At 67.1% G+C, this 8,611-nt stretch carries 9 protein-coding genes and 1 pseudogene; 3 read left to right on the top strand and 7 right to left on the bottom strand.

Annotated features, from left to right (window positions below; translation table 11 throughout):
- A pseudogene (locus VL752_RS19600) lies at positions 1–409 on the top strand (glutamate--tRNA ligase); the annotation flags it as partial.
- On the opposite strand, the gene VL752_RS19595 reads toward VL752_RS19600, so the two are convergent.
- The 5 genes from VL752_RS19595 to VL752_RS19575 all read right to left on the bottom strand — a co-directional run bounded on the left by VL752_RS19595 (position 406) and on the right by VL752_RS19575 (position 4,188).
- Positions 406–636: a hypothetical protein gene (locus VL752_RS19595; RefSeq protein WP_325357875.1), complete on the bottom strand. Its 231-nt coding sequence runs from the start codon at positions 634–636 to the stop codon at positions 406–408. The pseudogene VL752_RS19600 and the gene VL752_RS19595 overlap by 4 nt on opposite strands.
- Positions 633–1,382, bottom strand: a complete 750-nt coding sequence (locus VL752_RS19590; RefSeq protein WP_325357873.1) for a hypothetical protein — start codon at positions 1,380–1,382, stop codon at positions 633–635. The genes VL752_RS19595 and VL752_RS19590 overlap by 4 nt, the downstream gene beginning before the upstream one ends.
- A gap of 34 nt (positions 1,383–1,416) precedes the next feature.
- Positions 1,417–2,301, bottom strand: a complete 885-nt coding sequence (locus VL752_RS19585) for a GNAT family N-acetyltransferase (RefSeq protein ID WP_325357871.1) — start codon at positions 2,299–2,301, stop codon at positions 1,417–1,419.
- Between the two features lie 21 nt (positions 2,302–2,322).
- Positions 2,323–3,660, bottom strand: a complete 1,338-nt coding sequence (locus VL752_RS19580; protein WP_325357869.1) for an O-antigen ligase family protein — start codon at positions 3,658–3,660, stop codon at positions 2,323–2,325.
- A gap of 159 nt (positions 3,661–3,819) precedes the next feature.
- On the bottom strand, positions 3,820–4,188 hold the full coding sequence (locus tag VL752_RS19575) for a DUF6481 family protein (RefSeq protein WP_325357867.1): 369 nt from the start codon (positions 4,186–4,188) through the stop codon (positions 3,820–3,822).
- A 236-nt stretch (positions 4,189–4,424) separates the two neighbouring features.
- Here VL752_RS19575 and VL752_RS19570 point away from each other — a divergent pair, with 236 nt between their 5' ends.
- Both VL752_RS19570 and VL752_RS19565 read left to right on the top strand, forming a co-directional pair.
- On the top strand, positions 4,425–4,628 hold the full coding sequence (locus tag VL752_RS19570) for a cold-shock protein (protein ID WP_325357865.1): 204 nt from the start codon (positions 4,425–4,427) through the stop codon (positions 4,626–4,628).
- Positions 4,629–4,739: 111 nt separating this feature from the next.
- Positions 4,740–5,066, top strand: coding sequence for a hypothetical protein (locus VL752_RS19565; protein ID WP_325357864.1), 327 nt, complete (start codon positions 4,740–4,742; stop codon positions 5,064–5,066).
- 81 nt (positions 5,067–5,147) lie between these two features.
- Here the strand turns inward: VL752_RS19565 and VL752_RS19560 are convergent, their stop codons facing one another.
- Entirely contained in the window at positions 5,148–6,056 is a 909-nt protein-coding gene (locus tag VL752_RS19560) for a response regulator transcription factor (RefSeq protein ID WP_325357862.1), read from the bottom strand.
- A partial coding sequence (locus tag VL752_RS19555) for a hybrid sensor histidine kinase/response regulator (RefSeq protein ID WP_325357860.1) occupies positions 6,053–8,611 on the bottom strand: 2,559 nt, incomplete at its 5' end. The genes VL752_RS19555 and VL752_RS19560, both read right to left, overlap by 4 nt.

Raw genomic sequence — 8,611 nt, 5'->3', positions numbered from 1 at the left:
CCTGCTCCACCGGCTGGAGTTCGCGGCCATGGCGGATCGCCTGCCCGCGGGTGCGACAGAAGAATTCTGGCTCGCCGTGCGCGGCAATCTCGATCTGCTGCGCGAGGCGCGGGACTGGTGGGAGATCGTGGCCGGCGAGATCCTGGCGCCCGCCCAACCGGGGGACGCGGATCTTTTGCGCGCGGCGGCGGAGAGCCTGCCAGCGGAACCCTGGGACGAGCAAACCGCGGGCGCCTGGACCAAGCAACTCGCAGCCGCCACGGGCCGGAAGGGGCGCGCGCTCTATCACCCGCTGCGCCTGGCGCTGACGGGTGAGGAAAGCGGCCCGGATCTCCGGCATCTGCTGCCGCTGATCGGCTATGACAAGGTGCGGCGGCGCCTCCTCCAATCGGCCGAAGAGGGACGCTAAAAGCCTCTTTTCCGGCAGGCGCGGAGCGCACCGGCGACCAGGATGACAGCGAGACCCGCGAAGAGCAGCGGCCCAGGCAGCCAGGGCGGCAGGCCCGCACGCGGCAGGCCGATCAAGCCCAGCACGAGCCAGGCCAGGATGGCGCCGGCGAAGACCCCGTCATCGACGAAAAGCGCCCAGGTTTCCACCTGGACGGCATGCAGGATCGCACTCAGCCGGCCGCTCATGGTGCGATGCGCCGGCGGCCGAGGCGTTGCTCCGCCAGCCGCACGCTGAGGAGTGCCGCGAGCAGGAAGCCCAGGCAGAGCGCCGGCAGGGACAGATCCCCGCCCGGCCAGGCGATTCCGCCGCCCTCGCCGACCCAGAAGGTGCCGAAGCCGCAGAGCAGCACGCCCACGACAAATTTGAGGATGTTCTCGGGGATCGTCGAGACCGGGCGGCGCAGCAGGATGCCGAGAAGAATCACCAGCAGGAAGGCCGCCGCCGCGCCGGCCGCCGCCGGCCAAAGCAGGCCCGGACCCGCACCCCCCATGGCGACGACGATGAAGACGACCTCGATCCCTTCGATCATGGTGATTTTGAAGGCGGTGGAGAAGGCGAGGCCGTCGATCCCGCGCGCCGCCGCCCCGCCGGCCAGCGAGGCTCGGCTCTCGGCGTAGAGCGCCTCCTCATCATGCAGCGGAATGATGCCGGCGCTGCGCAGCGCCGCTTTGCGCAGCCAGCGCATGCCGAGCAGAAGCAGCAGCACGCCGAGGAAAACCTGTACGATTGCCAGCGGGATGGCCGTCAGCAGCGGCCCCAAACCCGCGACGAGCAGCAGCAGGAGCAGCGAGGCGCCGCCGCTGCCCGCGAGCGCGCCCGCCCAGCCGCGCATGGCGCCGACCGCGAGCACGACGGTCAACGCCTCCACAAATTCCACCAGGGAGGCAAGAAAGGCAGCCAGCAGCGTCGGCCCGGCATGCACGAAATTCATCGTCATCCTCCCCTCGGGGCCAGCCACCTTGCCGCTAGCCGCGATCGAGCCGCTTGGCGAAAAAAGTCCGGCTCTGCTCATCCGGATAGGCTTCCAGCCGGCCGAAAGGCGTGTAGCCATGGCGCGGATAGTAGTCAGGCGCCTGAAAGCTGAACGTATCGAGCCAGACGCCGATACAGTCACGGCTGCGTGCGACGTCCTCGGCGCGGCGCAGCAGTTCGGTGCCTAGGCCCCGTCCGCGCGCTTTTTCGGGGACGAAGAGCAGGTCGATATGCAGCCAGCGATAGTAGCTGCGGCCCCAAAGCCCGCCGGCAATGCCGCCTGTGGCATCCGTGATCGTGAAGCACAGCGTCTCGTCCGGCCAGGGGTCGCCGCCGAGGGCTGCGTCGTTGAACAGATTGAGAGCATGGCCGATCGCCTCGCGCTCCTCCGGTCCCGGATTGTCGATGGGCCGGATCGCGGGATGCACGACGCGTGCAGGGCCGGTCGGGTCGAGCAGCTTGCTCAGATAGAAGCGCTTGTGCGGCGGCGGAAAATCCTTGATCTCCCCGAACAGCCGATACCCCTTCTTCTCGTAGAAGCCACGCGCCTGGAAGCTGAACGTATCCAGCCAGACGCCGACGGCGCCCCATTCCCGCGCCTGCGCTTCCGCCATCGAGAGCAGGACGGAGCCGAGCTTCTCACCGCGCCGATCCTCCGGCACGCAGATAAGCTCGATGAAGAGCCAGTCGTAGTAGAAGCGGCCCCAGAGCCCGCCGACGGTCTTGCCCTCGGCGTCCGGAATGGCAAGGCAGAGGGCGCGGTCCGGCCAGTCACCCGCGCCGGCTCGCGGGTCGCTGAAGGCGATCAGCGCGTCCTCGATGGCGCGGAAATGCAGACGGCTCGGCTGCGGGACGTCGGTGATGCGATACTCGGTCATGCCGAATCATCTTGCCCCAGCTCAGGACCGGAGGCCACCCTCCGCCTCCCGCTCCGCTCGGGCAAAGACCGCCGAAACCCAGGCGAAGAGGAGGCTTGCCGTGGTCGCGATCAGGGTGTTGTCGGTCGCGGAATGAACGCCGAAGGCCAGCAGAACGAGGATCATGACCTGCCGCTCGGGCCGGCTCATGCCGCGCAAGCCGCGCTGCCACCAGAGGATGAACAGCAGGAGCAGGAGCGCGAGGCCGAAGCCTCCCCCCTCCACGGCGATGCGGAGGTATTCGTTATGCGCCGCATTGGTGCCGAGGAGATGCCAGAGCGGTGTGCCGACCGGCACCACGATCTTGCCCGCGCCGGTGCCCCAGCCGAACCAGGGTGAGCGCAGAAAGGCTGCTTCATACACCGGCCAAATGAGATTGCGGTTGCTGAGGCTGGTCATATCCCCCTGCTCCGCCAGCGAGAGGAGGCGGACGAAGCCGAGCAGCGGCGCGGCAAAGACCGCCAGCGCCGGGGCGGCGAAACCTGCCAGCAGGAGGGGGATGCGCGCTGCCCAGGGCCAGGCGGGGGCTCGCACAAAAGCCGTGACGAGGAAAATGAGGACGGCCGCGAGTGCCAGCGGTGCCCGTGCCCCGGTCGCGAGCAGGATCATGAGGTCCCCGCTGAGCAGGACAAGGGCGAAGCGCTGCCGCTCGCGCACCAGTTCGAGCAGCAGGGCATAGAGGCTGGTGAGGGTGAAGCCGGCGAGAAAGGCGGGGTGGCCGGATGCACCGAGGCGCAGCGCCCCATCCTCCAGGATATAGAGCGGACGCAGCCCGGCCGCCGCGAGACAGGCGCCAAAGCCGAGAATGACGAAGGGTGCGACAATCACGCTGCGGATCACGGCGCGGCACCAGCCGGTCGAAAGCCGGGCAAAGGAGAAGGCGAAGGGAGCGACGGAGCCTGCGAGACTGCGGACGCTGTCCATCGCCGTCAGCCCCGGCCAGAGCCCGTGCAGCACGCCGACAGCGGCCATGGCAGGAAAAGCAAGCGCCGGGTTGGCGAGAGGCAGGCGGGGTCCGTAGCGCAGGACGCAAAGAAGAACCAGGACAAGGCCCACTGCCTTGTCGAGGCCGATCACGGGTTCCGGGTCCGGCAGGCGGAGGAGATCGGCCAGCCACATCTCCGGGCAGGTCGCGATGACGAGCAGCCAGAGCACGGTCGCTTTGTGGGGAAAGGCTGCCGCCCAGGCGACCAGCAGGGAAGCCGGAGCAAGAGCCAGGGCCGGCCAAAAACTGTCAGGCGCGAACCAGGCCAGGCCGAAGCCCGCAAGGATGGCGGCAAGGCCGAAGGCAGGCCAGAAAAGATCGTCCATCCAACTCATTGCTATATCGTATCATATAGCAACAAGCGCAGACAACGCGGCACCAGACCGGCGAAAGACGCCATTGGCCAAGCCATGGCGCGTCAGGAACTCGCACCTCGGACAGCAGATGGGGGCCGAAGCCCCCCGGCGCCACTCCGAAGCCCCACTGGGGGCCGGTTAGCGGCGGCGGGCCTTGCGGGCGGCGTAACGCGCATCGCGCGCCGCCTTCTGCTTCTCCCTCAGCTCCTCCTCGGCGAGGATCGCAGCCTGGGCAGCCTCCTTCTCGGCGGCGATGCGGGCTGCTTCCTCTTCCCGGCGGCGCGCCTCCTCCTCTGCCTCGCGCTTCATCTGCTCCTGGCGACGAAGCTCGCGCTCGGCATCGCGAATGGCGCGGGCTTCGGCAATGCGCTTGCGCTCTTCGGCAAGCGCCTGCAGGCGGGGGTGATCGCCCTGCGGCCGAGCCTTGAACTTTTCTAGAAGTTCCTGTTTGGCCTTGAGTGCCGCATCGCGGCGGTCGTGGAAGCTATTTGTCTTGAAGCCAGCCATACTCTCTTCTCTCTAGCGCCGACAAAGACCCGGCTCGGAAAGCCGCCAGGACGCTTGCCGCCATCGGTTTTAGTATGGGCGCTTCATACACTGCTTAAAGCCTGGGTGAAGCGTCCATTATTTGAGGGAGGCCCGCGTTTGCCGCCTCCCTTGTCTCGACTATATTGCCCAGGGGGTAGCGGAGGGCCATTTCCGAGGCTATTCCTAACGTTCTGTAACACTGAGAGTGATCTGTAATGTCGAGTGGCACTGTTAAATGGTTCAACATGGAAAAGGGGTACGGCTTCATCACCCCGCAGGAAGGTGGCAAGGACGTTTTCCTTCACATCACGGCGGTTCAGGCGGCCGGGTTGAAGAGCGTGACCGAAGGCGACCGGGTCACCTATGACATCATTACCGAACGCGGCAAGCAGGCCGCTTCCAATCTTCAGAAGCTCTAAATGAGCACACCGCCCTGGGAGGATGCCGAGGGCGGTTTCTTTTTTTGGGTCTGCCGCCATCTGATTGCCGGGCGGCGATACAGTCCGCCCGTCCCGAAATGGAGAGACGGAATGAGATTCGGATTGTCACTGTGTGGCGCCGCCATGGCCCTGACGCTCGGGGCGCATGCCGCGATGGCCGAACCCAGCCTGCCCGCCTGCGACAGCGCGCAGGCCCGGACCGGCATCGACTTTGCCCTCAAGAAATCCAACGCCCCCTTCACCGTAACCGATCTTGCCGGCATCACGACCGACAAGCAGGCCGGCAACGAAATCGCCTGCATGGCGATCGCGACCCTATCCAACGGCACGCACCGGCCGATCGGCTATAAATTCCGCATCAATGGCGGCAAGGTGCAGAGCTGGGTGGGTCTCTTTGTCATGAAAGCGTCGAAGTAACGACTTTCCCCGGCCGCGCCAGCGGCCGGGGATTCAGGGGCTCGTCGAAGCAGCACCGCCCCTATCTGAGACGATCACTCTCTAGCCAATCGTGCGGATCGCGATCGCGGCCGCGGCCGCCCGATTCTCGACGCCAAGCTTGGCGTAGATCTGCTCCAGGTGCTTCTGCACCGTGCGCGGGCTCATGCCGAGGATCTCGGCAATATCCTTTGTGCCCTTGCCGTGACCGATCCAGAGCAGAACCTCGGCCTCCCGCGCCGTCAGGCCGAGCCGGTCGCGCAGCCGCGCTTCCTCGGTCGAGCTCCGCATCTCCTGGATCCGGAACAGAATCTCGTCCGGCGCCATCCGCCCGACATAGACGAATTGCAGCAGCGGCCCCTCGCCCAAGGTCGCCGCGACGCTACCCGGATGGTGATCAGTTGCCTCGGCCAGCCAATCCCCAACCCAGGGGCAGGCGGCGATCGTTTCGATCCCGCTACTGCCGTCCTGCGGCGCAAGCTGGCCGAGCAGCGTCGCCGCCTGCGGTGTTGCCCATTGCAGCTCCCCCTCCATATCGGTCGCGAGGAGAAAGCGCCCTGCGGTGTCGAGCGCCGCCTGGGCACTCTGCGTCCGCCGCGCGCCCGTCAGATGCACGCGGATGCGCGCCACGACTTCGGAGAGCTGCAGCGGCTTCGTCACGTAATCAACGCCACCGGCCTCGAGCCCGCGCACCACGTCCTCGCTTTCCGTCAGGCCGGTCATGAAGATGATGGGGACGGAGGCGAGCGCCGGATTGCGCTTCATCCGCCGGCAGGCCTCGAACCCGTCCATCCCGGGCATCACGGCGTCGATCAGGATGACGTCTGGCAGAACCCGCTCCAGAATCGTCATGGCGGCGGCAGCCGATTGCGCCATCAGCACGGTATAGCCCGCATCCTCCAACACCTCGTTGAGCACGCCGAGCGTGCCGGGCGTATCGTCCACCACCAGGATGACATCCCGCTGCTTCATTCTGCGGCCTTCGGCCGGGTCATTTCGTCCAGCACCACCAGAAAGGCATCAAGCCGGTAGTCCGCGATCAGCGCGCGCAGGGGCTGCAGGCTGGGTTCCAGCGCGGGGTCTTCCTCCGCCAGGGCATCGAGCCTCTGGCGAATGCCGCGGACATAGCCGATGGCCGCGAGTTCGCGCAGCTCGCCCAGCTGCGCGCCGGTCAGCGCGCCGCCAGCCGCCACGCGGTCCGCCACCGGCTCGGTCGCGAGCCGCGTCCATTCCAGGCCGAGCAGCCGGCCGATGCTTTCCAGCAGCAGGTCGAGCCGCACCGGCTTTGCCATCACGTCGTCATGAAACTGGCCCTCCCGCGGGGCGACCTCCAATTCCCGCGCATTGGCCGAGACGATGATGATCGGCGCCTCGGTACCCGCCCGCCCCTCGCGCAGCCGCTGGGCCAGATCCCAGCCCGTCATGTCGGGCATCGAAAGATCGAGCAAAAAGAGGTCCGGCCGCCATTGCTCGGTCATGGCGAGACAGTCGGTCCCGCCGGCAGCACCCACCACGGTGAAGCCCAGGGGCGTCAGCAGATCGAGCATGAGGGAGCGCTGGGTCGCGTCGTCATCGGCCACCAGCACCGTCAGCCGCCGGCCGCGATAGCCGGTAATTTCCAGCGCGGCGGGCGCGGGTTTCAGCGTCTCCGGCGCTTCCGACAGCATGAGGCGCAGGCGGAAGCGGCTGCCCTCCCCAAGCTGGCTGGTGGCCGTCACCTCGCCGCCCATCACCTCCGTCAGCAACCGGACGATCGTGAGGCCGAGACCCGTGCCGGGCACGGATTGGTCGCCCGCGCGCTGGAAGGGCTCGAAAATGCGGATGAGGTCGGCCTCGGCGATGCCGCGCCCGGTATCGGCGATCTCGAATTCCGCGACTTGGCTGCGGTAGCGCACAATGAAGGTGACACTGCCGGCGGCGGTGAACTTGATGGCATTGGAGAGCAGATTGATGAGCACCTGCCTCAGCCGGTGCTCATCCGCATAGACGAGGCGGGGCAGCGGATCGGCGCGGTAATGCAGGGCAATGCCCTTCGTCTCGGCCTGCAAGCGCATCATCTGCACCAGATGGTCGAGGAATTCCGGCAGACGGATCTCGTCCCGGTAGAGTTCGATATGCCCGGCCTCGATTTTGGAGATGTCGAGCAAGCCCCCGATCAGCGCCGTCAGATGCTCGCCCGAGCGACGGATGATGCGCAGGCCCTCCCGCTTGCGGACGGGAATATCCGCATCCTTCTCCAGCAGCTGGGCATAGCCGAGAATGGCATTGAGCGGACTGCGCAGCTCGTGGCTGATGCCGACAACGTAGCGACTTTTCGCGCGGGATGCGGCTTCGGCCGCCTCCTTCGCCCGCTGCAGCTCGGCATCCGTCTGGCGGTGGGCGCTGATTTCGTCCAGCAGCAAGGCGGTCTGCCGCCGGGTCTCCTCCTCCGCCGCGCGCCTGCTTTCCTGGGCGAGCACGGCGAGCCAGGAGACGACGCCGCCGATCACCAGCATGACCAGGAAGGTCTTCCAGAAGGCGGCGGCGGCGGCGGCCTCGCTGATCGGCCCGCTGCTCACCGTCTGCGCGTCGATCGCGATCAGCAGCAGGCCGGTGCCGGCGGCGAAGAGAAACAGCACGCCGAGGAACCGCGCGAGGCGCGCGCGGGCGAGCAGGATGACCGGCTCCGGCAGGATAAAGCGGAAGCTTTTCGCCACCTGCTCGGCGACCCGGCCATGCGGCTTGCAGGCATCGTGGCAGCGCGCGTCGAGCGAGCAGCAGAGCGAGCAGATCGGCCCGGAATAGACCGGGCAATAGGCCATGTCCTCGGGCTCGAATTCATGTTCGCAGATGCTGCAGGGAATGGTGCCGCGATGGGCCCAGGCGGCGCGGCCGCGCCGGGCGAGATAGGTGCGGCCCCCCGTGGCCCAGGCGATGACGGGCGCGGCCAGGAAGGCGCTGCCGAAGGCGATGAAGGTGGAGAGCGCGGCCGCCTGCGTGCCGAAGAGGCCAGCATAGGCGCCGAGGGACGCGACCACGCCCAACAGCATGGCGCCGACGCCCACGGGATTGATGTCGAACAAATGGGCGCGCTTGAACTCGATGCCCTTCGGGCTGAGCCCGAGCCGCTTGTTCACCACCAGATCCGCGACCAGCGCGCCCATCCATCCGGCCGCGACATCGGCATAGACGACCAGTGTGTGCTGGATGGTCTTGGTGACGCCCGTCTCCATCAGCAGCAGGGCGATGACGATGTTGAAGATCAGCCAGACCACGCGGCCGGGATGGCTGTGCGTCAGGCGGGAAAAGAAATTCGACCAGGCGAGCGAGCCGGCATAGGCGTTGGTGATGTTGATCTTGACCTGGGAGACCACCACCAGCGCGCAGGTCGCCACGATGGCGACGGAGGGCGAGGCGATGGTGCCGAAGGCGAGGCGATACATGGCCGCTGGCTGCACCGCCTCGTCGGACACGATCCCGCTTTGCAGCGCCGCATAGGCGAGGAGGCTGCCCGCCAGAAGTTTGATGACGTCGATCGCGATCCAGCC

The sequence above is a fragment of the Acidisoma sp. genome, assembly GCF_035492295.1.
Lineage (GTDB): Bacteria > Pseudomonadota > Alphaproteobacteria > Acetobacterales > Acetobacteraceae > Acidisoma.
The sequence above is the reverse complement of the archived record's forward strand: the minus strand, read 5'-3'. Positions and strand labels throughout refer to the sequence as shown.

Coding starts and splice junctions, on each gene's coding strand:
- VL752_RS19595 (WP_325357875.1), bottom strand. CDS start 636: ATGAGCGGCCGGCTGAGTGCGATCCTGCATGCCGTCCAGGTGGAAACC.
- VL752_RS19590 (WP_325357873.1), bottom strand. CDS start 1,382: ATGAATTTCGTGCATGCCGGGCCGACGCTGCTGGCTGCCTTTCTTGCC.
- VL752_RS19585 (WP_325357871.1), bottom strand. CDS start 2,301: ATGACCGAGTATCGCATCACCGACGTCCCGCAGCCGAGCCGTCTGCAT.
- VL752_RS19580 (WP_325357869.1), bottom strand. CDS start 3,660: ATGAGTTGGATGGACGATCTTTTCTGGCCTGCCTTCGGCCTTGCCGCC.
- VL752_RS19575 (WP_325357867.1), bottom strand. CDS start 4,188: ATGGCTGGCTTCAAGACAAATAGCTTCCACGACCGCCGCGATGCGGCA.
- VL752_RS19570 (WP_325357865.1), top strand. CDS start 4,425: ATGTCGAGTGGCACTGTTAAATGGTTCAACATGGAAAAGGGGTACGGC.
- VL752_RS19565 (WP_325357864.1), top strand. CDS start 4,740: ATGAGATTCGGATTGTCACTGTGTGGCGCCGCCATGGCCCTGACGCTC.
- VL752_RS19560 (WP_325357862.1), bottom strand. CDS start 6,056: ATGAAGCAGCGGGATGTCATCCTGGTGGTGGACGATACGCCCGGCACG.